The 24,779-nt window shown below is 67.1% G+C and carries 24 protein-coding genes; 13 read left to right on the top strand and 11 right to left on the bottom strand.

From position 1 onward, the window contains the following. Positions 1-4: 4 nt before the first annotated feature. Positions 5-790: a class I SAM-dependent methyltransferase gene (locus tag A6F68_RS06050; RefSeq protein ID WP_067682168.1), complete on the bottom strand. Its 786-nt coding sequence runs from the start codon at positions 788-790 to the stop codon at positions 5-7. Between the two features lie 105 nt (positions 791-895). Then, positions 896-3,091, bottom strand: coding sequence for an excinuclease ABC subunit UvrB (uvrB, locus tag A6F68_RS06055; protein ID WP_067677388.1), 2,196 nt, complete (start codon positions 3,089-3,091; stop codon positions 896-898). A gap of 114 nt (positions 3,092-3,205) precedes the next feature. On the opposite strand from uvrB, the gene A6F68_RS06060 reads away from it, so the two are divergent. The 7 genes from A6F68_RS06060 to A6F68_RS06090 all read left to right on the top strand — a co-directional run bounded on the left by A6F68_RS06060 (position 3,206) and on the right by A6F68_RS06090 (position 9,432). Next, the gene (locus tag A6F68_RS06060; protein ID WP_067677390.1) at positions 3,206-3,748 is read left to right on the top strand and encodes a DUF3617 domain-containing protein; all 543 of its coding nucleotides are present in this window, start codon (positions 3,206-3,208) and stop codon (positions 3,746-3,748) included. A gap of 31 nt (positions 3,749-3,779) precedes the next feature. After that, positions 3,780-4,541 carry an esterase/lipase family protein gene (locus A6F68_RS06065; protein ID WP_067677392.1) on the top strand — a complete coding sequence of 254 codons (762 nt, stop codon included), beginning with the start codon at positions 3,780-3,782 and terminating at the stop codon, positions 4,539-4,541. Positions 4,542-4,610: 69 nt separating this feature from the next. Beyond that, on the top strand, positions 4,611-6,038 hold the full coding sequence (locus A6F68_RS06070; protein ID WP_067677394.1) for a circularly permuted type 2 ATP-grasp protein: 1,428 nt from the start codon (positions 4,611-4,613) through the stop codon (positions 6,036-6,038). A gap of 1 nt (position 6,039) precedes the next feature. Next, positions 6,040-6,984 carry an alpha-E domain-containing protein gene (locus A6F68_RS06075; protein WP_067677396.1) on the top strand — a complete coding sequence of 315 codons (945 nt, stop codon included), beginning with the start codon at positions 6,040-6,042 and terminating at the stop codon, positions 6,982-6,984. A gap of 16 nt (positions 6,985-7,000) precedes the next feature. Continuing rightward, positions 7,001-7,816, top strand: a complete 816-nt coding sequence (locus A6F68_RS06080; RefSeq protein WP_067677398.1) for a transglutaminase family protein — start codon at positions 7,001-7,003, stop codon at positions 7,814-7,816. Positions 7,817-7,881: 65 nt separating this feature from the next. Further along, the gene (locus A6F68_RS06085) at positions 7,882-8,640 is read left to right on the top strand and encodes a proteasome-type protease (RefSeq protein ID WP_067677400.1); all 759 of its coding nucleotides are present in this window, start codon (positions 7,882-7,884) and stop codon (positions 8,638-8,640) included. A 174-nt stretch (positions 8,641-8,814) separates the two neighbouring features. After that, positions 8,815-9,432 (top strand): response regulator transcription factor, encoded by a 618-nt coding sequence (locus A6F68_RS06090; protein WP_067677402.1) that lies wholly within the window; start codon positions 8,815-8,817, stop codon positions 9,430-9,432. A gap of 4 nt (positions 9,433-9,436) precedes the next feature. Here the strand turns inward: A6F68_RS06090 and A6F68_RS06095 are convergent, their stop codons facing one another. From A6F68_RS06095 to A6F68_RS06120, 6 genes are read right to left on the bottom strand one after another with little or no spacing between them, the layout of a single operon-like run. Next, positions 9,437-10,114 carry an extensin family protein gene (locus A6F68_RS06095; protein WP_067677404.1) on the bottom strand — a complete coding sequence of 226 codons (678 nt, stop codon included), beginning with the start codon at positions 10,112-10,114 and terminating at the stop codon, positions 9,437-9,439. Positions 10,115-10,149: 35 nt separating this feature from the next. Then, positions 10,150-11,613: a sodium/proline symporter PutP gene (gene putP, locus A6F68_RS06100; RefSeq protein WP_067677406.1), complete on the bottom strand. Its 1,464-nt coding sequence runs from the start codon at positions 11,611-11,613 to the stop codon at positions 10,150-10,152. Positions 11,614-11,668: 55 nt separating this feature from the next. Beyond that, the gene (locus tag A6F68_RS06105) at positions 11,669-12,307 is read right to left on the bottom strand and encodes an NrsF family protein (RefSeq protein ID WP_067677408.1); all 639 of its coding nucleotides are present in this window, start codon (positions 12,305-12,307) and stop codon (positions 11,669-11,671) included. A 4-nt stretch (positions 12,308-12,311) separates the two neighbouring features. Next, the gene (locus tag A6F68_RS06110; protein ID WP_067677410.1) at positions 12,312-12,842 is read right to left on the bottom strand and encodes a sigma-70 family RNA polymerase sigma factor; all 531 of its coding nucleotides are present in this window, start codon (positions 12,840-12,842) and stop codon (positions 12,312-12,314) included. Next, positions 12,839-13,312 carry a DoxX family protein gene (locus A6F68_RS06115; RefSeq protein WP_067677412.1) on the bottom strand — a complete coding sequence of 158 codons (474 nt, stop codon included), beginning with the start codon at positions 13,310-13,312 and terminating at the stop codon, positions 12,839-12,841. Before A6F68_RS06115 ends, A6F68_RS06110 begins: the two co-directional genes overlap by 4 nt. A gap of 5 nt (positions 13,313-13,317) precedes the next feature. Beyond that, positions 13,318-13,596 (bottom strand): BufA1 family periplasmic bufferin-type metallophore, encoded by a 279-nt coding sequence (locus A6F68_RS06120; RefSeq protein ID WP_067682171.1) that lies wholly within the window; start codon positions 13,594-13,596, stop codon positions 13,318-13,320. A 163-nt stretch (positions 13,597-13,759) separates the two neighbouring features. Between A6F68_RS06120 and bufA2 the strand changes: the two genes are divergently transcribed. The 3 genes from bufA2 (at position 13,760) to A6F68_RS06135 (ending at position 15,750) form a co-directional block, all read left to right on the top strand. Beyond that, positions 13,760-14,044 (top strand): BufA2 family periplasmic bufferin-type metallophore, encoded by a 285-nt coding sequence (gene bufA2 / locus A6F68_RS06125; protein ID WP_067682174.1) that lies wholly within the window; start codon positions 13,760-13,762, stop codon positions 14,042-14,044. 90 nt (positions 14,045-14,134) lie between these two features. Continuing rightward, positions 14,135-14,971, top strand: a complete 837-nt coding sequence (bufB, locus tag A6F68_RS06130) for an MNIO family bufferin maturase (RefSeq protein WP_067677414.1) — start codon at positions 14,135-14,137, stop codon at positions 14,969-14,971. Continuing rightward, complete coding sequence (locus A6F68_RS06135; RefSeq protein ID WP_067677416.1) at positions 14,968-15,750, top strand: HvfC/BufC N-terminal domain-containing protein; 783 nt, start codon at positions 14,968-14,970, stop codon at positions 15,748-15,750. The genes bufB and A6F68_RS06135 overlap by 4 nt, the downstream gene beginning before the upstream one ends. Here A6F68_RS06135 and typA read toward each other — a convergent pair. Further along, positions 15,747-17,576, bottom strand: coding sequence for a translational GTPase TypA (typA, locus tag A6F68_RS06140; protein WP_067677418.1), 1,830 nt, complete (start codon positions 17,574-17,576; stop codon positions 15,747-15,749). The genes A6F68_RS06135 and typA overlap by 4 nt on opposite strands. Before the next feature lie 255 nt (positions 17,577-17,831). Here typA and A6F68_RS06145 point away from each other — a divergent pair, with 255 nt between their 5' ends. From A6F68_RS06145 to A6F68_RS06155, 3 genes are all read left to right on the top strand, one after another. Beyond that, positions 17,832-20,492 (top strand): TonB-dependent receptor, encoded by a 2,661-nt coding sequence (locus tag A6F68_RS06145; protein ID WP_067677420.1) that lies wholly within the window; start codon positions 17,832-17,834, stop codon positions 20,490-20,492. Between the two features lie 114 nt (positions 20,493-20,606). After that, the gene (locus tag A6F68_RS06150) at positions 20,607-21,059 is read left to right on the top strand and encodes a DUF805 domain-containing protein (protein WP_067677422.1); all 453 of its coding nucleotides are present in this window, start codon (positions 20,607-20,609) and stop codon (positions 21,057-21,059) included. A gap of 64 nt (positions 21,060-21,123) precedes the next feature. Then, positions 21,124-21,561, top strand: coding sequence for a DUF805 domain-containing protein (locus A6F68_RS06155; RefSeq protein WP_067677424.1), 438 nt, complete (start codon positions 21,124-21,126; stop codon positions 21,559-21,561). Here the strand turns inward: A6F68_RS06155 and A6F68_RS06160 are convergent. After that, the gene (locus A6F68_RS06160; RefSeq protein ID WP_084001722.1) at positions 21,558-24,068 is read right to left on the bottom strand and encodes an ABC transporter permease; all 2,511 of its coding nucleotides are present in this window, start codon (positions 24,066-24,068) and stop codon (positions 21,558-21,560) included. The genes A6F68_RS06155 and A6F68_RS06160 overlap by 4 nt on opposite strands. A 10-nt stretch (positions 24,069-24,078) precedes the next feature. Further along, positions 24,079-24,768: an ABC transporter ATP-binding protein gene (locus tag A6F68_RS06165; RefSeq protein WP_232308208.1), complete on the bottom strand. Its 690-nt coding sequence runs from the start codon at positions 24,766-24,768 to the stop codon at positions 24,079-24,081. Positions 24,769-24,779: the final 11 nt, after the last annotated feature.

Genomic DNA, 24,779 nt, shown 5'->3' on the forward strand with positions numbered 1-24,779 from the left:
GACGCTATCTGGGTTTCACGAACTTGTAGAGAAACCGGTCGGTCTTGCCGCGGATCGCCGGGTCGAACACGTTCTTCGTGTGATCGTCGGCCGGGTTGGCAAGGAGGTCGCTTTGCGCAGCCAGCTTGAATCCGGCGCGGGCAAAGTCGGCGCGGACGACCGCCGGATCGATCCGGTGCAGCTTGTCGACCAGCGCCCGTGTGTCGCTTCCCGAACCGACGTGATCGATTACGCCGACGATCCCGCCCGGCTTCATCGCGGCATAGAGCGCGCGCAGGTACGCGTCGGGGTCGGTGTAGGGGATCTTGTACTGCTCCGAGACCCAGTAGAGATCGTGATAGTTGAGGTTGTTGATCGCGAAATCGAGGCTGTTGGGGGCGTAGGCGAACTTGTCGAACGGATATCGCTCCATGCTGACCCCCGGTGCCCGCGCCTCGAGCGCGGTCCAAGCCTCGGCGTCCTTCGTGCCGTTGTAGAACTGGGCGGGCTGCAGGCCGACGACGGATCCCCCGGGCGCGACGGCGTGGGCCATGATCTCGGTCCAGTACCCCTCGCCGGGGATGAGGTCGGCGGCGACCATGCCGGGCTTGAGGCCGAGGAAGGCGAGCGTTTCGGCCGGCTTGCGGCTCTCGTCGAGCGCGCGCGCCTCGGCCGGGCGGCCGGGCGCGGCGACCGCGGCCTCGAGCGATGAAGGCGACGCCATCCGCGCCAGCGGCTGACCCACTTCCATCGAAGCGCAGGCAGAAAGCGAAAGCAGCGAAACGGCAGCGAAAGCGGCAAGCAGGCGCATGACGGGTTCCCCTTTGACAGACGGGTCCGCCATGCTCCCGAATGGGGCTCTGGCCATTCCCGGTTCGACCAACGCCGTTGGCGATGCGACGAACCTTCGGACGTCTTAGGGCCGCCCGCCCATCCGCTTGTAACGCGTCTTGCCGAAGCGGTCCTTGCGGGTGCCCGGCTTGCCTTCGTTGCTGCGGCCCACGATCGGCGCGGCCTTCTGCCCGTCGGGGATGCCGAGTTCGTCGGCTTCGAGCCGCCTGATCTCGTCGCGCAGGCGGCCGGCTTCCTCGAATTCGAGGTCGGCGGCGGCGGTGCGCATGCGCTTTTCGAGGTCCTGGATGTAGGCGCGCAGGTTGTGGCCGACGAGGTTGTTGCGTTCGGGATCGCCGGTGTCGACCGTTACGCCGTCCTGGCTGGCAGTGTGCGCGACGATGTCCTGGATGCCGCGGCGGATCGTGGTCGGAGTGATGCCGTGTTCGGCGTTGTATTCCTCCTGCTTGGTCCGGCGCCGCTCGGTCTCGGCCATCGCCCGTTGCATGCTGCCGGTGATGCGGTCGGCGTAGAGGATGACTTTTGAATCGACGTTGCGCGCCGCGCGGCCGATCGTCTGGATCAGCGAGGTTTCCGAGCGGAGGAAGCCTTCCTTGTCCGCGTCGAGGATGCACACCAGGCCGCACTCGGGAATGTCGAGCCCCTCGCGCAGCAGGTTGATGCCGATGAGCACGTCGTACACGCCCAATCGCAGGTCGCGGATCAGCTCGATGCGCTCCAGCGTCTCGACGTCGGAGTGCATGTAGCGCACCCGCACGCCCTGTTCGTGCATGAACTCGGTCAGGTCCTCGGCCATGCGCTTGGTCAGCGTGGTGACGAGCGTGCGGTAGCCCTTCTGGGCGGTGGCCTTGCACTCGGCGATGCAGTCCTGGACCTGGTCCTCGACCGGGCGGATCTCGACCGGCGGGTCGATCAGGCCGGTAGGGCGGATGACCTGTTCGGCGAACACGCCGCCGGTCTGGTTCATCTCCCAGTCGCCGGGAGTCGCGCTGACCGCGAAGGTCTGCGGGCGCATCGCGTCCCACTCGTTGAAGCGCAAGGGGCGGTTGTCGATGCAGCTCGGCAGGCGGAAGCCGTATTCGGCCAGCGTCAGCTTCCGGCGATGGTCGCCCTTGGCCATCGCGCCGATCTGCGGCACCGTCTGATGGCTCTCGTCGACGAAAAGCAGCGCATTGTCGGGCAGGTATTCGAACAGCGTCGGCGGCGGCTCGCCGGGGAGGCGACCGGTGAGGAAGCGGCTGTAGTTCTCGATGCCTGCACACGAACCGGTGGCGGCGATCATCTCGAGGTCGAAGTTGGTGCGCTGCTCCAGCCGCTGGGCTTCGAGCAGGCGACCCTCGGCGTGCAGTTCCTTGAGCCGCTCCTCGAGCTCGAACTTGATCGCCTGGGTGGCCTGCTTCATCGTCGGGCCGGGCGTGACGTAGTGGCTGTTGGCATAGACGCGCACGCTGTTCAGCGAGGCGCCCTTCTGCCCGGTCAACGGATCGAACTCCGAAATCTCCTCGATCTCGTCGCCGAAGAAGCTCACCCGCCAGGCCATGTCCTCGTAGTGGCTGGGGAAGATTTCCAGGCTGTCGCCCCGCACGCGGAAGTTGCCGCGCTGGAACGCGGCGTCGTTGCGCTTGTATTGCAGCGCCACGAGCTTGCGGATGATCTCGCGCTGATCCTCGCTCGCGCCTTTTTTGAGGTCGAAGATCATCGCCGAATAGGTCTCGACCGAGCCGATGCCGTAGAGGCAGCTCACGCTCGCCACGATGATCACGTCGTCGCGTTCGAGCAGCGCGCGGGTGGCCGAGTGGCGCATCCGGTCGATCGCCTCGTTCACCGAGCTTTCCTTCTCGATGTAGGTGTCCGACCGGGGCACATAGGCCTCGGGCTGGTAGTAGTCGTAGTAGCTGACGAAATACTCGACCGCGTTGTTGGGGAAGAAGCTTTTGAACTCGCCATAGAGCTGCGCGGCGAGGATCTTGTTGGGCGCGAGGACCAGCGCCGGGCGCTGAAGTTCCTCGATCACCTTGGCCATCGTGAAGGTCTTGCCGCTGCCGGTGACGCCGAGCAGCACCTGCGTCTGCTCGCCGTCGCGCGCGGACTGGACGAGCTCGGCGATCGCGGTCGGCTGGTCGCCCGACGGGGTGTACTCGCTGACCAGCTCGAACCGCCGACCGCCCATCGACTTGTCCGGTCGTGCGGGCTTGTGGGGGACGAATTTCTCGGAGGTGTCGGGCTCTTCGAGGCCACGGCGGATGACGAGCTCGCTCATGCCGCGGATATGGGGAACGAAACGGGCACACGCAAGCACGGTTGGCGCGGGGTCCGCGCATTGGTAGCGTGGCCGCATCGCACCCACGTCTGGAGTATGTCCATGCTACGCCCCTTGTCCGCCGTCGCCGCCGTCCTTGCGCTCACTGCCTGCGGAAGCGAGCCGTCCGAGCCGCGAACCGTCGACGAAGTCATCGCCGAGGCGGGCGAGCTCGATTCCCCGCGGCCGGGCCAGTACGAAACGAAAGTCGAGCTGATCGAGTTCTCGATCCCCGGCCTCCCGCCGCAACAGGCCGACCAGATGAAGTCGATGATGGGCAAGATGCAGGCGGAGAACAACGCCTACTGCCTGACCGAGGCCGAGGCGAAGAAGGGCTTCGAGGACCAGGTCCGCAAGATGACCCAGGGCGAGGGGCAGATGGACTGCCAGTTCGGTCGATTCGACGTGGATGGCGGCAAGCTCGATGCTCAGCTCACCTGCAAGGGCCCACAGGGAATGACCGCCGAGATGACGCTCGATGGAACGACAGGCGCCGAATCCTCGTCGATGCACATGACCATGGTGCAGAAGGCGGCGATGATCCCCGGCGGGGAGATGCGGATGGAAATGAAGATGGATTCCAAACGCGTCGGGGAGTGCCTTTCGGCCGGCGCCTGAAACCTACCGGCTCGGGCAGAGTTTCACCCTCATGACGGGTACCGGAATTCGCGAACGCTTCGATTACGCGCAGGCGTTGCGCACGCGCATCGCGCTGGCCCGCGAGCCCGCACCCGACGAGATTTCAGGGCCGCCTGTCCGGCGGCTCGTGGGCGAGCTCGAGATGTTCGCCGAGCCATTCCGGCGGGTGGTGCGGCGACACGAACCCTTCGCTGCTGCCCGGCCGCGCACCGTGATGCTGCTCCCCGGCTTTGCCACGCACCCCGTCCGCATGCGCTACATGGCGCGGCGGCTCGAGGCTGCGGGTCATACCGTCAAGCGTTGGGGAATGGGTTTCAACTGGGGCGCGCGGGCGGACACGCTCGACCGCCTGCAGGCGCGGCTGGGGACTCTGGTGGAGCGGCACGCGGAGCCGGTGGTGCTGGTCGGCTGGAGCCTGGGCGGGCTGTTCGCGCGCGAACTCGCCAAGCGGCAGCCAGAACAGGTCGCCAAGGTCGTCACGATGGGCTCGCCGTTCTCGTTCAGCCCGCGGGCGAACAACGTCTGGCGCGCGTATCACTTCCTGACCGGCCACCGGGTGGAAGAGCCGCCGGTCGAGGTCGAGCTGTCGGCCAAGCCGCCGGTCGAAACGGTCGCCCTGTGGAGCCCGCGCGACGGCATCGTCCATCCGCGCAGCGCCCGCGGCGCGCCGGGCGAGCGCGACCGCGAAGTGGCGCTGCGATGCACGCACATGGGCTTCGCCTACGATCCGCAGGCGATCGCGGCGGTCCTGCGCGAGCTGGATGCCGAATGATGCACTGCAATATGGGGGTGCAATTCGCGCCAAGCCCTCTAGGGTGCGGTCGATGACCGCCGGGGGACGATGAGCGCTGCGACCGATCCGTTCGACGAGATGCGCGATCCCGCGGGCGCGGTGCGTCCTGCCTATGCCGGTTACTCGCAGTGGTACGACGAGCAGGAGCGCGACTGGCTGAAGCGCAAGGACCGCGAAGCCGAAGCGGTGTTTCGGCGTACCGGCATCACCTTCAACGTCTACAGCGAGGAAGCCGCCGAAGAGCGCCTGATCCCGTTCGACATGGTGCCGCGGATCGTCTCCGCCGCCGAATGGCGCAAGCTGACGAAAGGTATCGAGCAGCGCGTCCGCGCACTCAACGCGTTCATCCACGACCTCTACCACCGGCAGGAAATCATCCGGGCGGGCCGCGTGCCGGAACGCCTGCTGCGCGACAACGCGGCCTGGTTGCCGGACATGGTCGGATTCACTCCCCCGGGCGGGGTCTATACCCACATCGTCGGGATCGACCTCGTGCGGACGGGGCCCAACGATTTCTTCGTGCTGGAGGACAATGCCCGCACGCCATCGGGCGTGTCCTACATGCTCGAGAACCGCGAAACGATGATGGCGATGTTCCCCGAACTTTTCACGCGGGTCGGGGTGGAAACGGTCAGCGACTATCCGCGCAAGCTCGCCCGCAGCCTCGCGGCGTGCGCGCCGCCCAAGTGCAAGGGCAAGCCGACCGTCGCGGTGCTGACCCCCGGAATCTACAACAGCGCCTATTACGAGCACGCCTTTCTCGCCGACCAGATGGGAGCCGAGCTTGTCGAGGCGCCCGACTTGAGGGTGATCGACGGTCGTGTCGCGATGCGCACCACCGGCGGCTACGAGCCGGTCGACGTGCTCTATCGCCGGGTGGACGACGAGTATCTCGATCCGCTCAGCTTCAATCCCGACAGCATGCTCGGGGTGCCCGGAATCATGGACGTCTATCGCTCGGGCGGGATCACCATCGCCAATGCGCCCGGGACAGGCATCGCCGACGACAAGGCGATCTACTCGTTCATGCCCGACATCGTCGAGTTCTACACGGGCGAGAAGCCGCTGTTGCCCAACGTCGAGACGCACCGCTGCGCGGACCCCGAGACGCTGAAGTACGTCCTCGACAACCTTGCGGAACTGGTCGTCAAGGAAGTGCACGGCTCGGGCGGCTACGGCATGCTGGTGGGCCCGACCTCCAGCCGCCGCGAGATCGCCGATTTCCGGCGCAAGCTCGTCGCCAATCCCGACAACTACATTGCCCAGCCGACGCTGGCGCTGAGCACCTGTCCGGTATTCACCCGCAAGGGCCTGGCCCCGCGCCATGTCGACCTGCGCCCCTTCGTGCTGGTGTCGCCCGAAGGCGTCGAGATCACGCCCGGAGGTCTTACCCGCGTGGCGCTCAAGAAAGGCAGCCTGGTGGTCAATTCGTCGCAAGGCGGGGGCACCAAGGACACCTGGGTGCTGAAAGACTGACATGCTGGGCCGGACCGCCAACGGACTGTTCTGGATGTTCCGCTATCTCGAGCGGGCGGAGAACACGGCGCGCCTGCTCGATGCCGGGCTGCGGATGGCGCTGACGCGCGACATCATCTCGGCCGAAGAGGAATGGCGGTCGGTCATCCAGGCATCCGGGCAGGGCAATGCCTACCGCGCCAAGCATGGCACCTTTACCGGCATCCAGGTCTGGAACCACATCCTGCGCGATCGCGACAACCCCGGCAGCGTGCTTGAGATGATGCGCAACGTGCGCACCAACGCGCGCCTCGTGCGCAACGCGATCTCGGGCGAACTGTGGAGCGTCGTCAACGAAAGCTGGATGCAGATCGACGACGCGCTGTCGCGCCCCGTGGGGCAGGGCGCGGTCGGCGGGGTGATCGCGATGATCCGCCGCGCGGGCACGCTGGCGCACGGCGCGATGGTGAATTCGATGCTCCGCGATGCGGGCTACAACTTTGCCAACGCGGGCACCTTCGTCGAGCGGGCGGACAACACCGCGCGCATCCTCGACATGAAGTACTACCTGCTCCTGCCTTCGCTCAGCTACGTCGGCTCGAGCCTCGATTCCGGCCAATGGGACCAGGTCCTGCGCTCGGTGTCGGGCGACCGCGCCTATCGCTGGCTCAACGCGGGGCAGGCCGACCCGCGCGGGATCGTGGAATTCCTCGTGATGGACGAGCGCTTTCCCCGAAGCCTCGCGTTCAGCCACATGATGCTCCGCGCGAACCTCAAGGCGCTGGCGCGCATCCACAAGACGGAGGCCGAGAGCAGCCGGCTGATCGAGCAATCCTCGACGATGCTCGGCGACCTGACGATCGAGAAGGTCTTTGACGAAGGCCTGCACGAGTTCCTGACCCGCTTCATGCGATCGAACGCCGAAATCGCGCGTGCGATCGCCGACGACTATCGGTTCCTGCGGTGAGGGAGGGATAGACGCGATGCGCCTGGCGATCCGCCACACCACGAAATACACCTTCGCCGCACCCGTTGCGCACGCGCTCCAGCGCCTGCGGCTGACGCCCAAGACCACGCAGGGGCAATCGATCCTCGACTGGTCGATGGAATACGAGAATGCGCGGCAGGAGCTCGAATACGAGGACCAGCACCACAACACCGTGACGCTCGTTGCCGTCGACGAAGGCGCGCGCGAAGTTACCGTTACCTGCCGCGGAACGGTGCAGACCCAGGATCAAGCCGGGGTCATCGGTCGCCACGCGGGTCACCTGCCGCTGTGGAGTTTCATCGGCCAGACCTCGCTTACCAAGCCGGGCCCGCGGTTGCGGCAGATGGTCCGCGCGCTCGATTTCTCCGATCAGCGGCGGCTGGAATTCCTCCATGCGCTGTCGGCCGCGGTGCGCGAGAACGTCGCGTACCAGACCGGTTCGACCGGTGTTACGACCACCGCCGAACAGGCGCTCGAAACGGGGTGCGGGGTGTGCCAGGACCATGCCCATGTATTCATCGCTGCGGCGCGCAGCGTCGGTGTTCCGTCACGCTACGTCTCGGGCTACCTGATGATGAATGATCGCATCGATCAGGAAGCGACCCACGCGTGGGCCGAAGCCCACGTCGACGGGCTCGGCTGGGTCGGGTTCGACGTGTCGAACGGGATCAGCCCGGACCCGCGCTACGTTCGCGTCGCCACGGGCCGCGACTACCGCGACGCGGCGCCGATCACCGGGATCGTCTTCGGCACGTCCACCGAGGACTTGCACGTCGACGTGGCTGTGGAGCAACAGCGGCAGGAACAGTGAACGCGTCCAAGCTTTAGTTACATTCAAGCCAAGCAGCAGACGCCGGCCGGGGGGCCTTCGATGAAATGACTTATTGCGTGGGAATGGTGCTCGACAAGGGCCTCGTGCTGATGAGCGACACGCGGACCAATTCGGGCGTCGACAACATCTCGGTGTTCCGCAAGATGATGTTCTGGGAGCAGCCCGGAGAACGCATCATCGCCGTGATGACCGCGGGCAACCTTGCCACCACCCAGGCAGTCATCAGCCAGCTCGAGGAGCGCACCAAGGCTCCCGGCGAGCGGCACAACACGGTGTATGACGCACCGACCATGTTCCAGGTGGCGACCGAGATCGGACGCCTGCTGCGCGATACGATCGACGAGCGCCAGGCCGCCAACGGCAGCGCTGGCCAGGGACGTTTCACCGCCTCGATCATCGTCGCCGGACAGATCAAGGGGATGGAGCCGCGGCTGTTCCTGATCTACCCGGAAGGCAACTTCATCGAGGCCAGCTGGGATACCCCGTTCTTCCAGATCGGCGAAACCAAGTATGGCCGGCCGATCCTCATCCGCGCCTACGACAGGTCGATGAGCTTCGAGGATGCAGTGAAGCTGCTGATGGTCAGCTTCGATTCCACGCTCAAGGCAAACCTGTCTGTCGGCCTGCCGCTCGATATGATGGTGATAGAGCGCGACACGTTCATTGCCGGGCACCAGAGGCGCATCACGCACGAGGACAGCTATTTCCAGGCGATCTCGGCCGGGTGGAGCGATTCACTGCGCAATGCCTTCAACGAGCTTCCCGACTACAGCTTTTTCGCGCAGGCAGACGAAACGGCCTGAGTTGGCCCGACGGCGGAGCAATTACTCCGCAGAAGCTCGTAGAATTGCGTCCGATGCGGATGAATGCCGTGCAGTCGCACGGATGACGCTTTGGGAAGATTACTTAATTCATTACGTCCGATTCGGTAGTCGACCTGAATTGTAAATATCTGCATCCCCGGCATCATCGCCGGCATGGGTCAGCGCAACGTCATCCACTTCGTCGACGCGGACATTCGCATGCGGGCGGACCTCGCCCGCACGGCCTTCGCGATGGGGCATCACGCAGAGGTCTATGCCGATCTCGGCGAACTGTGCGAGCATCCGCCGCAGCGCGGCATCGTCGTCGTTCGCGACCAGTTGGAGAGCGGCGGGATCGAGGCCACGCTCGACCTGCTTGCCCGGGTCGGGATCTGGCTGCCGGTGGTCGCCATGGACGAAGCGCCGCGGACCGCGCGGGTGGTCGCCGCGATCAAGGCGGGCGCGCTCGACTACCTGCCGCTGCCGCTGGAGCCGGAACGGCTCGATGCCATGCTCGAACGGATCGGCGACGAGGCGCGCGAGCATGCCGAGGCGCGCCGACGGATGGTCGAGGCGCGCGGCCGGATCGGCGCGCTCTCTACGCGCGAGCGCGAAGTGCTCGACTGGCTGGCGATGGGCAGCAGCAACAAGGCGATCGCGCGCGAACTCCAGATCAGCCCGCGCACGGTCGAGATCCACCGCGCCAACATGATGACCAAGCTCGGTGCCAGCCATGCCGCCGAGGCGGTGCGCCTGCGGATCGAGGCGCGCCTCGACGGGGCGCGGCTCTAGGGCGTCAGCGGCAGAAACCGCGGCCGGTCGCTTCCAGATGGAAATGGTCGCGGTGCGCGGCGTTGTAGGCCGGTCCCAGGATCGTCCCGAAGCGCTTGCACGCGCTGGCGTGCACCAGCCGCAGGAACCGCTGCTCGTCCGGTGTGCCGCCGCTCCAGTCCTCGAGCACGCTGATGCGTCGCCCGTCCGCCAGCACGAACGCGCCGATGTCGACCGCCTGCGCGGTGGCGTGGGCCGACATCCGGTCGCTTCCGGCGATCGTGCGGCACGAGTAGCTGCCCATCGTTTCGATCCGAGCGAGTGGGGCGCCGAGTACTTCGCGCGCCGCGCGGTCGACCCCGAAGCGCGCCCAGGCTGCCAGGGTATCGGCCAGCGGGCACGACACCGGGCCGAGGTTGGTCAACTGGAAACGCGCCGCGTCACCCTGCAGCGCGGTCAGGCTTACGGTGCCGACGGTCGCGCAGCCCGCGCCGTAGAAGCGATCGGGCAAGGGAGAGAAATTCGCGCCGCGCGCGCCGAGTTCGCCGAGGCAGACCTGCGTTTCGGGCGCGACCGCCACCGCGCGCGGCGCAGCCTGCGCCTGTGGCCGCACCGGCTCGCGTCCACCCGGCACGAGGTTGCCGCACGCGGCGAGCGTCAGGGCCAGCGATAAAGCCAGAGCAGAGGCGGGGCGGCGAAGCATGGACGCCACTCTCCCGCATCATGGTTAACCAATCCCTAATCGGCGGGGGTCGGCTCGGTCGATGGAGCGGTCGGTGCGGTCAGCAGGCTGACGGCGACGATCGCGACCCAGGCCGCCACGAAGCCGGGCAGGATTTCGTAGACTCCGGGACCGCCCATGAATGCTGCGTCCCAGCGCCGCCAAACCCATACGATCACGACTGCCGCGCCGGTGACGAGTCCCGCCAGGGCCCCTGCGCCGGTCATCCGCTGCCATGTCAGCGAGAGCACGATCAACGGACCGAACGCCGCGCCGAACCCGGCCCATGCGTGCGCGACGAGGCCGAGGACCTCGCTCTCGGGGTCCGCCGCGATCGCGATTCCCGCCAGCGCCACGAGCAGCACGCACAGACGGCCGACGTTCACCGCTTCGCGCTCCCCGGCGCTCTTGCGCAGGAAGAGGCGGTAGAAATCCTCGGTCAGCGAGCTGGATGAAACGAGAAGCTGGGAGGAGATCGTGCTCATGATCGCAGCCAGCAGCGCGGCATAGAGAAACCCCGTCACCAGCGGATGGAACAGCGCGTTGGCGAGCAGGATGAAGATCGTTTCCGGATCGCCCAGCACCAGGCCGTTGCGCTCGACATAGGCGCGACCGGCAAGGCCCACCCCGATCGCGCCGGCCAGGCAGATCGCCATCCAGCCCATGCCGATCCACCGCGCCTTCGGGACATCCGCGACCGAGCGGATCGCCATGAACCGCACGATGATGTGCGGCTGGCCGAAATAGCCCAGGCCCCACGTCACCGCCGAGAGCCAGCCGACCACGGTGAGACCCTGGGTCAGGCTGAGGAAGCCCTCCTGCGGCACGGCGGCGATGCTTCCGCCGGCGCTGCCTCCTTCGCCGAACATCACGACCAGCGGCATCAGGACGAGCGCGCCGAACATGATGATGCCTTGCACGAAATCGGTCAGGCTCACGGCCAGGAAGCCGCCGATCATGGTGTAGACCAGCACGACGCTCGCCGTGATCCAGATGCCGGTCATGTAATCGCCGCCGAACGCCATCTCGAACAGCTTTCCGCCGCCCACCATGCCGGCCGCGGTGTAGACGGTGAAGAACAGCACCACGATCACCGCGCTCGTCAGTCGCAGGGCGACCGCGTGGGAGGGAAAGCGGTTGCCGAGGAATTCCGGTATCGTCAGGGCATCGCCGAGCGCCTCGGTCTGGCGGCGGAGGCGCGGGGCGACGACGATCCAGTTGACCAGGGCGCCGACGAAAAGCCCGATCCCGATCCACGCCTCGACAAGACCGCTCGCGTAGAGCGCGCCCGGCAGGCCCAGCAGCAGCCAGCCCGACATGTCGCTGGCCCCGGCAGAGAGCGCCGCCACGCCCGGCGAGAGGTTGCGGCCGGCCAGCAGATACCCTTCGCTGTCCGCAGTCGACTTGCGCCAGGCGTAGAGCCCGATCCCGAGCATGAGCAGGAAATAAAGCGCGAGGGAAACGAGGACGCCGGTCTGCATGGTGCCGGGTGTTAGCGCTTCCCCGGGCCACTGGCCAGCGAGCCAGCCGGCATCGTCACCAACGGATAAGGCGCGGTCCCGCAATCCGGCCGACGAGCCCCGTCACGAACACCGGCACGATGTGCCAGACGCCCAAGTGGGCCAGCCCATCGAGCGGACACGTGAGCCCATAGGCCGCAGACCCCAGGGCGCTCGCGGCGACCCCGAGGAAAAGTCCTGCTCGTTCGGGCGCGACCGGTGCCCCGCGGCGAAGCCACAGGCCAAGCGACAGGGCGACCAGAAGCGAGGATGCTCCCGCCTTCAAGGCACAGTCGAGGTCGATCCATCGGTCGATCGTCGGGCCGTGAGAAACGCCCGGCGCCATCCACGCGATCAGCGCGGCGAGCGGCAGCAGCGCCAGTCCCGCCATGGCCCACTTGGGCCCATCGTAGGCGGCGCCAACACGCGGGGACGCCATGGCGACCACCGCCAATGCCGATGAAATGCCGGTGAGCAGGAGGAGCCCGTTGGCGACGATCGACATCTCCGCCATAGGTTCGTCGAGAAATACGGGCCGTCCGAACATCACGAACACGGCCGCCACCGTCGCGGCGAAGGCAAGGCCTACCGCAGCCGCCCCGGAGCGCATCTTGAGCGGCCGCACCGGCGCGAGGTCGTCGACCAGGCTGTCGATCAGGGGATTGTCGTGCATCATGTCTTCAATTCGCTTTTTCGACGAGGGCGGCAAGGCGCTTGAGCCCCCGGTGGACGTTCACTTTGACAAGCGACTCGCTCTGTCCGCAGATGCGGGCGGCGTCGCTCACCGGCTGGCCCTGGATCTTGACAAGGCGGATGGCGGTGGCCTGCGCCTCGGGCAGGCTTTCGAACAGGCGATCGAGGCTGATCCGCGCGGCGACGGCGTCCTGCTCGGGCAACTGCTCGAACTCATATCCTTCGATGCCGACTTCCTCGTTGCGATAGACGCGGCGCAAGTGGTCGACCCAGCGATACCGCGCGATCGCCGCGAGCCACGGCAGGAACGGCCTCGCCGGGTCGTAACTGGCACGTTTGGCGTGCAGGCTGACAAGCACTTCCTGCACCAGGTCGTCGAGCTGTTCCGGTGCGACCCGACGGCGAAAGTAGCGGGTAAGCCAGCCACCGCATTCGCGCAGGAGCGCGTTGTAGGCAGTTCGGTCGCCGCCTTGGCTGGCGCGCATCAATTGCGCGAGGGTGGCCTCGTCGGCGATCACTGGACCACGCGCCGCGCGAGCAGGTGATCGAGCGAGAGCAAGCCGCCGCCGCGCGCCACAAGTACCAGCGCCATCGCCGCCCACAGCGAGTGGGTCGGCCACCACGCTTCGGGATAGACGAAGAGCTGGATCACCAGCGTCATGCCGATGAGGCCCAGCGCAGAGAGCCGGGTGGCGAGTCCGAGCACGAGGAGGATCGGCAGGACCGTTTCTCCCCACAGCGCCATCTGCGCGGACAGCCCAGCCGGCACCGGGACGCCCGCGTACTCGCTCTCGAAGAGGAAGCGGGAGGTGTCGCTCAGTTCCATCCAGGTCCCCTCGACCACCTTGGTCCGGCCCGAGCGCCAGAACACGCCGCCGAGCGCAAGACGGGTCAGCAGCAGGGCAGCCGCTTCGACCGCGGCCGACGATAGCATTCCGGCGAGCCGGTCCCAATGGTGCCGGATTCCAGGGTGGACGAGGGTGCCCATGGCGATCAGCGCTTGACCGGGGTGAGCGAACCCTTGCCCTTGGGGGTCTGGGTCTTCACGCAAGTGCCTTCCTTGACGAGCTTCCAGGCATTGCCCTGGTAGTCGCGGGTCGATGTGCCCGCGCAGCTCGTACCGGGGCCGGCGGCGCAGTCGTTCTTGCCCGCCTTGGAGATGCCGTAGCACTTTTCCATTTTGTCGGCGGCGTGGGCGGGGGCGCCGAGCGCAAAGGTGGCGGCAATGGCCGCCAGTGCGATCGATCCGGCGGCAATCGAGGTCTTGTTCATGGCAGTCTTCCCTTTTCGTTCGGGGTGGGTCTCGCCCTGCCAATTCGGGAAGTCTGCCGGTGCGGTTACAGCCGCTTTCTTTTTTCCTTGCGCTGTAACGGCGCGCTCCATGGGGGCGAACCAGCCCGTGCCGATCACCGGCAAGCACACGGGAGATTTCCACATGACCACGATTCGCAGCGGCGCCAGCATCGCCGCTTCCGCCGCGCTCTTCGCGATGTCCGCCATGGTCTTCGCCGCCGAGCCGCCTGCCGGCAGCACCGGCCGGGCCCTCGGAAAGGAGGACACGGTGCATTGCTACGGCGTCCACAGCTGCAAGGGCAACGCGGACTGCAAGACCACCGCCAACGAGTGCAAGGGCCAGAACGTCTGCAAGGGCCATGGCTTCAAGGCGATGGCCGCGGGCCAGTGCCTCGCCAAGGGCGGCACCATCGGCGACCTTGGCTGACGACAGTCGGCCCTGCGTCCCGCCGGGGTCCCGTACCCCCCTCCTCGTCCCCGGCGGGACGCTTTACCGCAGGAAGCGAACGAGATTTCCATGCCGACTGAACCCACTGCCTTTTCCGGCTTCGGCCTCGGCTTGCGCAGAGAGCATTATGCCGACTTCGTCGAGGGCGGGGTGGCAGTCGATTTCGTCGAGATCATCTCGGAAAACTACATGGTCGACGGCGGCCGTCCGTTGGCGACGCTGGACAAGGTGCGCGCGCACTACCCGGTGGCGATGCACGGCGTCTCCCTGTCGATCGGCCGGGCCGAGGGGCTGGACGACGGGTATCTCCGGCGGCTGCGCGACCTCGCCGACCGGATCGAGCCGCTATGGGTGTCCGATCACCTGTGCTGGACGGGCACCAACGCGCACACCACCCACGACCTCCTGCCGATGCCCTACACCCGCGAGGCGCTCGACCTCGTCTGCCGCAACATCGACCGCGCGCAGGATGCTCTGGGCCGCACGATGCTGTTCGAGAACCCGTCGAGCTACCTCGCCTTCCCGGAGGACGAGATGCGCGAGTGGGAATTCATCGCCGAGATGGCGCGTCGGACCGGGTGCAGCCTGTTGCTCGACGTCAACAACGTCTACGTCAGCGCGCACAACCACGGATTCGAAGCCGAGGATTTTCTTGCCGGGCTCCCCGCCGACCGGGTGCGGCAGATGCACCTTGCCGGGCATACACCCGGCGAGATCCTGATCGACACCCACGACCGGCCGGTATGCGACGGCGTCTGGGACCTCTACGCCAGGGCGGTCGAGCGCTTCGGCCACGCAGCGACGATGATCGAGCGCGACGACGACGTGCCGCCGCTCACCGACTTGCTCGCCGAACTCGACGTCGCGCGAGGCTTCGCGAGCGCGGTGGAAAGGCGCGCGGCGTGAGCCTGGCCGCCGTCCAACACGATTTTCTCGCCCAGGTCCTCGACGAGGATGCCGCCATGCCGCCGCACTGGTCGGCGCGCGAGCGGACGGGGATGGCCATCTACCGCAACGCCTATCGCGCGCAACTGGTGGGTGCCCTCGGCGAAACGTTTCCCGCGGTGAAGGCCTGGGTCGGCGACGAATCCTTCGCCCGGGCCGCGGCGCACCATGCGATCGTCAACCCTCCTTCGAGCTGGTCGCTCGACCATCTGGGCGCGGGCTTCGACGAAACGCTGGAAGAGCTGTTCGCGAACGATCCAGAGGTCGCCGAACTCGCATGGCTCGAATGGCATATGCACCTTGCCTTCGTCGCCCGCGACGCGGTGCCGCTCGACCAAGCGGGGCTCGCCGCGGCGATAGGCACGGTTGATCCTGAGGACATCGCAGCGCTGCGGTTCACGACCCTCCCCGGACTCGCCGCGCGGCGCGTGTCCCACGATATCCCCGCGATCTGGACCGCCGCCACGTCCAACGCCGAGCTTCCCTCGGACTACCGGCTGGCCGAAGCCGCCGGCATCGTCGTCTGGCGCGAGGGGCTGCGATCGGTGTTCCGGCCCGCCTCCGCGGGCGAGGCGGACTGCCTCGCGCTTGCGGCCGGGGGCGCGACTTTCGGAGAGGTCTGCGCTTTGCTCGGCGAACGCCGCGCGGACGAGGCGAGCGCCGCCGCCGCTGCGGGCGAAATGCTCACGCGCTGGATCTGCGACGGGATGCTCGCGGCGATCGGCCCCCGAAAGCCCTAGTCCGCCTTGCGCTTGGCCTTCTTCCGCTCGTGCGGGTCGAGGATCGCCTTCCGCAGCCGGATGCTCTTCGGCGTCACCTCGACCATCTCGTCGTCGTCGATGTAGGCGATGGCCTGTTCGAGCGTCATGATCTTGGGCGGGGTCAGGCGGATCGCGTCGTCCTTGCCGGTCGAGCGGAAGTTGGTCAGCTGCTTGGACTTGAGCGGGTTGACCTCGAGATCCTCGGGCTTGGCGTTCTCGCCGATGATCATGCCTTCGTAGAGCTTGGTCTGGGGCCCGAGGAACAGGATGCCGCGCTCTTCCAGGCTGTTGAGCGCGTAGCCGACCGCCTCGCCGGTGGCGTTCGAGATCAGCACGCCGTTCTGGCGGCCCTCGATCGCGCCCTTGTAGGCGTCGTACTTCTCGAACAGGCGGTTCATGATGCCGGTGCCGCGCGTGTCGGACAAGAACTCGCCGTGGTAGCCGATGAGGCCGCGGCTGGGGGCGCTGAAAGTGATGCGGGTCTTGCCCGCGCCGCTCGGGCGCATCTCGGTCAGCTCGGCCTTGCGGCGCTGCATCTTCTCCACGACCGTGCCCGAGTGTTCGTCGTCGACGTCGATCACGACGGTCTCGTACGGCTCGGTGCGCTGGCCGTCTTCCTCGCGGAACAGAACGCGGGGGCGGCTGATGCCGAGCTCGAAGCCCTCGCGGCGCATCGTCTCGATCAGCACGCCGAGCTGGAGTTCGCCGCGGCCGGCGACCTCGAAGCTGTCCTTGTCGGCGCTTTCGGTCACGCGGATGGCGACGTTGACTTCCGCTTCGCGCATCAGGCGGTCGCGGATCATGCGGCTGGTGACCTTGTCGCCCTCGCGCCCCGCGAGCGGGCTGTCGTTGACCGCAAAGCGCATCGACAGCGTCGGCGGGTCGATCGGCTGGGCGGCGATGGGCTCGCTGACGGACGGATCGGCGATGGTGTTCGCGACGGTCGCCTTCTCGAGGCCCGCGAGCGCGATGATGTCGCCCGCCTGCGCGCTGTCGACCGGCACCCGGTCGAGCCCGCGATAGGCGAGCAGTTTGGTCGCGCGGCCGACCTCGATCACCTTGCCGTCCATGTCGAGCGCGCGGATCGGGTCGTTGACCTTGACCGTGCCCGAGTGGACGCGGCCGGTGAGCACGCGGCCCATGAAGTTGTCGCGGTCGAGCAGCGTCGCGAGGAAGGCGAAGGGGCCGTGCACATCGGCCTCGGGGGCGGGGACGTGGTCGACGATCTTCTGGAACAGCGGGATCAGCGTGCCTTCGCGCAACGACGGGTCCTCGTTGGCATAGCCGTTGCGGCCCGAGGCATAGAGTACCGGGAAGTCGAGCTGTTCGTCGTTCGCATCGAGCGACACGAACAGGTCGAACACCTCGTCGAGCACTTCCTGGATGCGCTCGTCCGGGCGGTCGATCTTGTTGACGACGACGATCGGGCGCAGGCCCAGCGCGAGCGCCTTGCCGGTGACGAACTTGGTCTGCGGCATCGCGCCCTCGGAGCTGTCGACCAGCAGGATGACCCCGTCGACCATGCTAAGGATGCGCTCCACCTCGCCGCCGAAGTCGGCGTGGCCGGGGGTGTCGACGATATTGATCCGCACCGTCTCGCCGCCGCCTTCGGGTGCCCATTCGACCGAGGTGGGCTTCGCGAGGATGGTGATCCCGCGTTCCTTTTCCAGGTCGTTCGAATCCATCGCGCGCTCTTCGATGCGCTGGTTCTCGCGGAATGTGCCGGATTGGCGGAAAAGCTGGTCGACGAGCGTTGTCTTGCCGTGGTCGACGTGGGCGATGATCGCCACGTTGCGAAGGGACATCGGGTTTCTCTTGTTCGGGGGCGGGCCGTGGGCCTGCGAAGTCGGCGCGCCCCTAGCCGAGCGCGCCCGCGAACACAACCGGGCCCGGCCCTGCAAGAGGTGTGTCGCTCCTGCCACAGTGTCTAGACCGTTATCGGGCTTACGAAATGTCGCTTGAGCGGGCTTACGGGCAAGTTTATTGACCGCGCTGTCAGTTGGGGCAGGTTGGGCGACCAAAGCAAGGTGCCGATCTTCCCGCTTAGGAGAGGACGTTTCATGATCAAGACGCGCACCGGATTCGCCGGCTCGGCCCGATTCACCCTGCTTGCGGGGGCCGCCGCCCTGGCGCTGCCGGGCATCGCACACGCCCAGGACGCGGCCGACGATGCGGCCGTCGAGGAAGAAGAAGCGAGCGGCAACCAGATCGTCGTCACCGCGACGAAGCGCGAACAGACGCTGCAGGAAGTCCCGGTCGCGGTCAGCGTGACCACCGCCGAAACGATCGAGCGCGCGCAGATCCGCGACGTCACCGACCTTGCCACCGTCGTCCCCTCGCTCCGCGTGACGCAGAGCCAGAGCCAGGTGGCCACGACCTACTCCATCCGCGGCTTCGGCACGTCGGGCAACAACATCGGATTCGAACCGTCGGTCGCCATGTTCGTCGACGGCGTCTATCGCAGCCGCGCGATCGCGCAGATTTCCGACCTTCCGGACATCCAGCGCGTCGAGGTCCTTCGCGGCCCGCAGTCGACCCTGTTCGGCAAGAATGCCTCGGCGGGCGTGATTTCCCTGGTCACGAAGGCACCCAGCTTCCGGTTCGGAGGCTCGCTCGAGGCGAGCTACGGCAATTACGACGCGATGGTGGTCAAGGGTTACGTAACCGGTCCGATCAGCGATTCGATCGCCGCCAGCCTTGCTGCGGGTTACAACCGCCGCGACGGATACGTCACGAACCTGTTCAACGGTGACGACCTCAACAATCGCAACCGCTGGTTCGCCCGTGGGCAGGTGCTCATCGAACCCAGCGACACCTTCAAGTTCCGGGTTATCGGCGACTACGACGAGATCGACGAGAAGTGCTGCGCGGCCTTCAACCTGCAGCGATCGCCGTTCGGCTTTACCACTGCGGTCGAAGCCGTCGGCGGCCGCATCAACGATTTCCGCGATGTTCCCGATGCCGATGTCGTCTATTCGGACGTTGTACCATTCAGCAAGGTCCGCAACTTGGGCATCTCCGGACAGGGTGACCTCGAACTCGGCGCGCTGACGCTGACGTCGATCTCGGCCTATCGCGATACACAGTTCGACGCAGACCAGGACGTCGATTTCTCGAGCGCGCGCCTCGCGACCGGTGCGAACATCGGTCAGGTCAGCCTGAAGACCTTCACTCAGGAACTGCGCGTCGCTTCGGACTTCGACGGTCCGCTAAACTTCCTGCTCGGCGGTTACTATTTCAACGAGAAGGCCCGCAGCGCCGACCAGATCGTCTTCGGCGCCGACTTCCGCAATTATGTCGGAGCATTGCTGTCGCAGCAGGCCCCCCCCGGTACGACCGTCGCGGGGCTCGAGGCCCAGTTCGGCGCGCTTACGGGTCAGAACTTCACGAACCGCTTCTTCGCCGCCGGGCAGGGCTTCTTCAACGACATGAGCCAGGACAACGAGGCGTATTCGCTGTTCGGCAACGTGGATTTCGAGGTGTCCGACGCGCTGACGATAACCCTCGGCGCCAACTACACGCACGATGCGAAGGACGTGACGACCAATTCGGTCAGCACGGATGTCTTCTCGGGCCTCAACCTCCCCGCCATCCGGCAGACCGCAATCAATGCAACCGTGGCGGGCCAGGTCGGCGCGCGGCTGACCCCGGCGGTGGCCTTTGCCACTCCGGCACAGATCGCAGCGTTCGCTGCCGCAGGTCCGGTGCAGGCCGCGACGCTCGCTGCGATCCAGGCTGCGGCAACGACCGGAACGGCATCAATCCTCGCGCTCACGCCGTTCCAGTTCCTGCCACCCTTCCAGAACTGCCCCAACGCGGTCGAGGCATGCCGTACCCGCGACGGCGACTGGAGCTGGACTGCGCGCCTTGCGTATGAATTCAGCCCGACGCTGAACGCCTACGCCAGCTGGTCGACGGGCTACAAGGCACCGTCCTTCAACCTCTCGCGCGACAGCCGGCCCGCAACATTTATCAATGGTGTGCCGGCCGGTGATTGCGCTGCGTTGATATCTGGCGGCCTTGCGGTCACCAATCTGACATGCGGCCTGCGCTTCGCAGCTGCGGAGAATTCGGAGGTCTACGAGGTCGGCATCAAGGGCAACTGGGGCATCGCCGCCGCCAATCTCACCCTGTTCCAGCAGTCGATCAAGAATTTCCAGACCAACGTGTTTACCGGACTTGGTTTCGCGATCGGCAACGCCGAGAAGCAGGAAACGAGGGGTGTCGAATTCGACGGGTACGTCCGTCCGACCGACCAGCTCACGTTCAATCTCGCGATGACCTACCTCGATCCGAAGTACGCGCGTTACACGGCATCGCCGTACGGCGACATCTCGGGCACGTCGATCGTCAACATCCCCAAGCTGTCGGCGGTGTTCGGCGCGCAGTGGGACCAGGAGCTGGCCAGTGGCGACCGCCTCATTGCGCGGACGGACTTCAGCTATCAGTCGCCGATCCAGGTTGCCGAGGGCCTCGTCCGCTTCGGTAGCGTCGCTGCCAACCTCGCTGCGGCGCGTCCGTTCCGGGCCGAGGTCAACGACCTCAACGCGTCGCTCACCTATGCGATGGAGATGGGTCTCGAACTGACCGTCTGGGGGCGCAACCTGCTCGACGACCGCAACATCACCGGTATCTTCGATTCGACAGCGCAGAACGGCTCGGTTTCGGGTTACACCAACCAGCCGCGCACCTACGGCGTAGCGGCGCGCTTCAAGTTCTGATCGCCTGATCCGACGAAAAGAAGAAGGGCCCCGTTCGCGGGGCCCTTTTTTGTTGCGCGGTCGGGGCGGGTATGATTCCTGCTGCCTGTCGACAATCAAAGGGGGAGTTTCGGCATGAATTGGATGATCCTGCCGTTCAAGCGCTACGCGGAATTCACCGGCCGTTCGCGCCGCATGGAATATTGGATGTTCACGCTCTTCAACCTGATCGTCATGATGGTCCTCGTGTTCGTGGCGTTCGGTGCGGGCGGAGCGGCCGGCCTGCTCGACGCGAGTGCCGACCCGGGCGAAGGGGCTGCGGCCCTTTTCGGCGGCCTCGGGCTGCTCGTGTTGCTATATGTCCTGGCGATCTTCATTCCCAGCATCGCGGTAACGATCCGTCGCCTGCACGACCGCGATCTCAGCGGCTGGTGGTATCTCGGGGCGATTGTCGCGGGATTGGTGCCCTATGTCGGGTTCATCGCCTCGATCGCATTCCTGGTGGTGCTGGCATTGCCCGGCACACCCGGCTCCAACCGGTTCGGCCCCGATCCCAAGGGCGCTGGCGAAGCCGAAACCTTCGCCTGAACACCGTCAGCAAGCACGCGCCCGCCTCCTGAGCGGAGGCGGGCCGTGTATTTGGGAAAGTGGAATGACGGAGAACCCGACCTGGCGCGGCTGGATGCTGAGGCCTCTGCGGCATTACGCCGACTTTCGTGGCCGTTCCGGTCGGCGCGAGTTCTGGTGGTACTGCCTGTTCCTTGTCCTTGGCTATTTCGCCATTTTCGCAGTGGGCGTCATAGCCGCTGGATCGGGTGCCGGAGAGTCCTCCATAGGACTGGTGCTCATGGGCGGTTGGGGCCTTTTCTTCCTCGCCAACTTCGTGCCGGGCCTGGCGCTCACGACCCGGCGCCTGCACGACATCGGTCTGAGTGGAGTCTTGCTTCTTGCGGTGTTCGCGGCGCTGATCTTCCTCAACATCCTTGGCTGGCTTGGCTACTTCGTGGCCATGGGCCTGCCGGGGCAGCGGACCGAGAATCGCTGGGGCCCGCCGCTGGGCGCCCGCGAAGTCGCCGACGTCTTCGCCTAAAGAGCCCGCAGGGCCTGCGCCGGCTTCGCGCGCAGGAGCGGCAGCGCACCGACCATCGCGAAGGCGACCACCAGCGCAAGGCCTGCGCCGAGCACGCCGAACACGGCCGGCCAGGCGGGCAGCCACTCGAACTCGAACATCTGCGTGACCACGAACCACGCCGCGCCGAGCCCGATGGCGAGGGCCACGCCCGCAAGCACCGCGGCGAGCGCGCCGTATTCGGCCAGCGCAAGGACCAGCACCTGCCTGCGGCTCGCGCCGAGCACGCGCAGGACCACGGTATCGTACATCCGCTGCGCCCGCGCCGCGGCGATCGCGCCGAGCAGCACCGCAAGCCCTGCGAGCACCGCGACCGATGCCGCGGCGAGCGTGGCGAGGCCCACTTGCGCCAGCAGGTCGCGCGCTTGGCGCAGGACCGGCCCGGTCTCGATCACGCTCGACGAGGGAAAGGCGCGCACCAGCGACTGGAGCAGCGCGCTCTTGCCCGCCTCATCCTTGAGTTCGACCGTGGCGGCGAGGTTGTGCGGGGCGTCCTGGAGCGTGTTGGGGCTGAACACGAGGACGTAGTTGAAGCCCATCGTCTGCCAGTCGATCCGGCGGAGCGACGCGATCCGTGCGGTCCGCTCGACTCCGAGCACGCCGATCGTCAGGTAGTCCCCGACCTCGAGTCCGATCGCCTGCGCCAGGTCCTCGTCCACGGAGACAAGCGGTTCTTCGGCATAGTCTCCCGGCCACCATTCGCCTTCGGTCACCGTGTTCCCTTCAGGCACGGCCGTCGAATAGGTGAGCCCCCGCTCGCCGCGCAGGGCCCAGGCGCCCTCCGGCAGGTTGTCGCCCAGGGTCGCCACCCGCGTCATCGCGTCCTTTGGCCCATAGGCGAGGATCGCGCCGCGCAGGGCCGGGACGGTACGCACTTCAGAACCCGGCGCGTCCTTCTCGACGATCGCGCCGAACTCGGCCGCGCGGTCCTTCGGCAGGTCGAGCACGAAGTAGTCGGGCGCCTGCGCCGGAACGCGGCGGGCGACGGTGCCGTCGATGCTCGTCTGCACCGCGGCGAGGAGGACGAACGCGGCAAGGCCGAAGCCGAGCGCCGTCACGAGCGTGCCGGTCGCCGCGCCGGGTCGGTGGAGGTTGGCGAGCGCCGCGCGCCGCAGCGGATCGCGCGGGCGGGGCAGGGCGGCTGCCCCCTTGCGGATACCCCAGCCGATGAGCGCGAGCAGCGCCAGCGCTCCTGCCGCTCCGGCAAGGAACCCTGCGGTCAGAAGGGGATCGCGCGCAGTGCCGAGCGCCAGCGCGGCGATTGCGGCAAGGCCGGCAAGCACCGGGATCACCGCCTTGGGGTCGCGCGCCAGCGGACTGACCCGCTCGCGCATAAGCGCCATCGCGGGAAAATGCCGCGCGCGCACCAGCGGCGGCGCGGCGAAGACCAGCGCGACCAGCAGGCCATAGGCGAGCGCCGTGAGGAGCGCCCCGGGCGCGAAGGTCACTCCGCTGCCCACGGGCAGAAGCCCGTCGAGAGCGCTGGCGAGGATCGGCGTCACCGCCACGCCTACGGCGATGCCCGCCAGGCTGCCGACGAGGGCCGCCGCGCCGATCTCGAGCGCGTAGATCCTGGCGATGTCCGCACTGGTCGCGCCGAGCACCTTGAGCGTCGCGATGCCCTGTCGCCGCGCGTCGAGGTACGACGAGACCCCGCCGCCGATGCCGATCCCCGCGATGACCAGCGCGGCGAGGCCGACGAGCGTGAGGAATTCGCCCATGCGGCCGACAAAGCGGTCCGCCCCCGGCGCGCCCCGATCGCGGGTGCGGATCTCGAACCCGGCGTTCGGGAAGCGGGCCTTGAGCGCGTCCTCCGCCGCCTGCGCATCCTGTGCCGAGGCGAACTTCACGTTGGTCTTGGTGCGATACATCGCGCCCGGCGCGGTGAGCCCGGCGGCGGCGGGCACATCGCTCCGCACGATCACCGTGGGGCCGAGTTGAAAACCTTCGCCCAGCCGGTCGGGTTCGGCATCGAGGATGCCGCCGACCTCGAGTTCGGCAGTGCCCACCGAGAACCTGTCGCCCACGGCCACGCCAAGACGATCCGCCGCGCCCTGTGCGACCCAGGCGGTCCCGGCGGGCGGAGCGCCGATCGACCGGCCGCCGACGAGAGTCGCGGTGCCGTAGAGCGGCCAACCGTCGTCGACCGCCTTCAGTTCGACCGGTGCGGCCGCCTCACCTGTGGTGGCCATGGCCTGCATCCGCGTGCCTTGCGAGACCGTGCCGAGCTCTTCGAGCGCGTCCAGTTCGTCGGGCGCGAGGGCGCGTTGCCATACCCCGACCTGGAGGTCGCCGCCGAGGAATTCGCGGCCCCGTTCCTCCAGCTGCTGCTCGATCGTGCCGGTCAGCGTGCCGATCGCGGCGAGCGCGCCGGTGCCGAGGAACAGGCATACGAGAAGGAGGCGCAGGCCCCTGAACCGCGCCGAGAGGTCGCGGCGTGCGATGCGCCAGGCTGCGCCCCAAGTCACTTTTGCCAGCTCATTTCGTGACGTCGCTCGCGATGCGGCCGTCGCCGATGGTGATGACCCGGCCGCAGCGTTCGGCCAGCTCGACGTCGTGGGTGATCACGAACAGCGTCGCGCCCGTGTCGCGAGCCTGCGCGAAGAGCAGGTCGATGATCGCGTGGCCGGTGGCGGCGTCGAGGTTGCCGGTCGGCTCGTCGGCGAAGATCAAGGGCGGACGCGGCGCGGTGGCGCGGGCGATCGCGACGCGCTGCTGCTCGCCGCCCGAAAGCTGCGCGGGGTAGTGGTCCTTGCGGTGGCCCAGGCCGACGGCATCGAGCTCGGCGCTGGCGCGCTCGCGCGCGTCGGCCATCCCGGCAAGCTCCATCGGGGTCGCGACGTTCTCGATCGCGGTCATCGTCGGCAGCAGGTGGAAGGCCTGGAGCACGATGCCGATACGGCCGCGCCGCGCCATCGCCAGCCCGTCCTCGTCCATGTCCGAGAAGTCGGCACCTGCTACTTCAAGCGAGCCCCCGCTAGCGCGCTCAAGGCCGGTCAGCACGGCCATCAGGCTCGACTTGCCCGAGCCCGACGGGCCGAGCAGCGCGACGACTTCTCCCGGCATGACGTCGAGATCGATGCCCTTCAGGATCTCGACCGGGGCCGAGGGGGTTCCGAGGGTCAGGGTGAGGTTGCGGGCGGAAATCGCCGCTTCGGGGCTTGTCACGGGCATGCGAT

The sequence above is a fragment of the Tsuneonella dongtanensis genome (assembly GCF_001698205.1).
GTDB lineage: Bacteria > Pseudomonadota > Alphaproteobacteria > Sphingomonadales > Sphingomonadaceae > Tsuneonella > Tsuneonella dongtanensis.

Excerpts from the sequence above, each read along its gene's own strand:
- A6F68_RS06050 (WP_067682168.1), bottom strand. The coding sequence starts at position 790 with ATGCGCCTGCTTGCCGCTTTCGCTGCCGTTTCGCTGCTTTCGCTTTCT.
- uvrB (WP_067677388.1), bottom strand. The coding sequence starts at position 3,091 with ATGAGCGAGCTCGTCATCCGCCGTGGCCTCGAAGAGCCCGACACCTCC.
- A6F68_RS06065 (WP_067677392.1), top strand. The coding sequence starts at position 3,780 with ATGACGGGTACCGGAATTCGCGAACGCTTCGATTACGCGCAGGCGTTG.
- A6F68_RS06070 (WP_067677394.1), top strand. The coding sequence starts at position 4,611 with ATGAGCGCTGCGACCGATCCGTTCGACGAGATGCGCGATCCCGCGGGC.
- A6F68_RS06075 (WP_067677396.1), top strand. The coding sequence starts at position 6,040 with ATGCTGGGCCGGACCGCCAACGGACTGTTCTGGATGTTCCGCTATCTC.
- A6F68_RS06080 (WP_067677398.1), top strand. The coding sequence starts at position 7,001 with ATGCGCCTGGCGATCCGCCACACCACGAAATACACCTTCGCCGCACCC.
- A6F68_RS06085 (WP_067677400.1), top strand. The coding sequence starts at position 7,882 with ATGACTTATTGCGTGGGAATGGTGCTCGACAAGGGCCTCGTGCTGATG.
- A6F68_RS06090 (WP_067677402.1), top strand. The coding sequence starts at position 8,815 with ATGGGTCAGCGCAACGTCATCCACTTCGTCGACGCGGACATTCGCATG.
- A6F68_RS06095 (WP_067677404.1), bottom strand. The coding sequence starts at position 10,114 with ATGCTTCGCCGCCCCGCCTCTGCTCTGGCTTTATCGCTGGCCCTGACG.
- putP (WP_067677406.1), bottom strand. The coding sequence starts at position 11,613 with ATGCAGACCGGCGTCCTCGTTTCCCTCGCGCTTTATTTCCTGCTCATG.
- A6F68_RS06105 (WP_067677408.1), bottom strand. The coding sequence starts at position 12,307 with ATGATGCACGACAATCCCCTGATCGACAGCCTGGTCGACGACCTCGCG.
- A6F68_RS06115 (WP_067677412.1), bottom strand. The coding sequence starts at position 13,312 with ATGGGCACCCTCGTCCACCCTGGAATCCGGCACCATTGGGACCGGCTC.
- A6F68_RS06120 (WP_067682171.1), bottom strand. The coding sequence starts at position 13,596 with ATGAACAAGACCTCGATTGCCGCCGGATCGATCGCACTGGCGGCCATT.
- bufA2 (WP_067682174.1), top strand. The coding sequence starts at position 13,760 with ATGACCACGATTCGCAGCGGCGCCAGCATCGCCGCTTCCGCCGCGCTC.
- bufB (WP_067677414.1), top strand. The coding sequence starts at position 14,135 with ATGCCGACTGAACCCACTGCCTTTTCCGGCTTCGGCCTCGGCTTGCGC.
- typA (WP_067677418.1), bottom strand. The coding sequence starts at position 17,576 with ATGTCCCTTCGCAACGTGGCGATCATCGCCCACGTCGACCACGGCAAG.
- A6F68_RS06145 (WP_067677420.1), top strand. The coding sequence starts at position 17,832 with ATGATCAAGACGCGCACCGGATTCGCCGGCTCGGCCCGATTCACCCTG.
- A6F68_RS06150 (WP_067677422.1), top strand. The coding sequence starts at position 20,607 with ATGAATTGGATGATCCTGCCGTTCAAGCGCTACGCGGAATTCACCGGC.
- A6F68_RS06155 (WP_067677424.1), top strand. The coding sequence starts at position 21,124 with ATGACGGAGAACCCGACCTGGCGCGGCTGGATGCTGAGGCCTCTGCGG.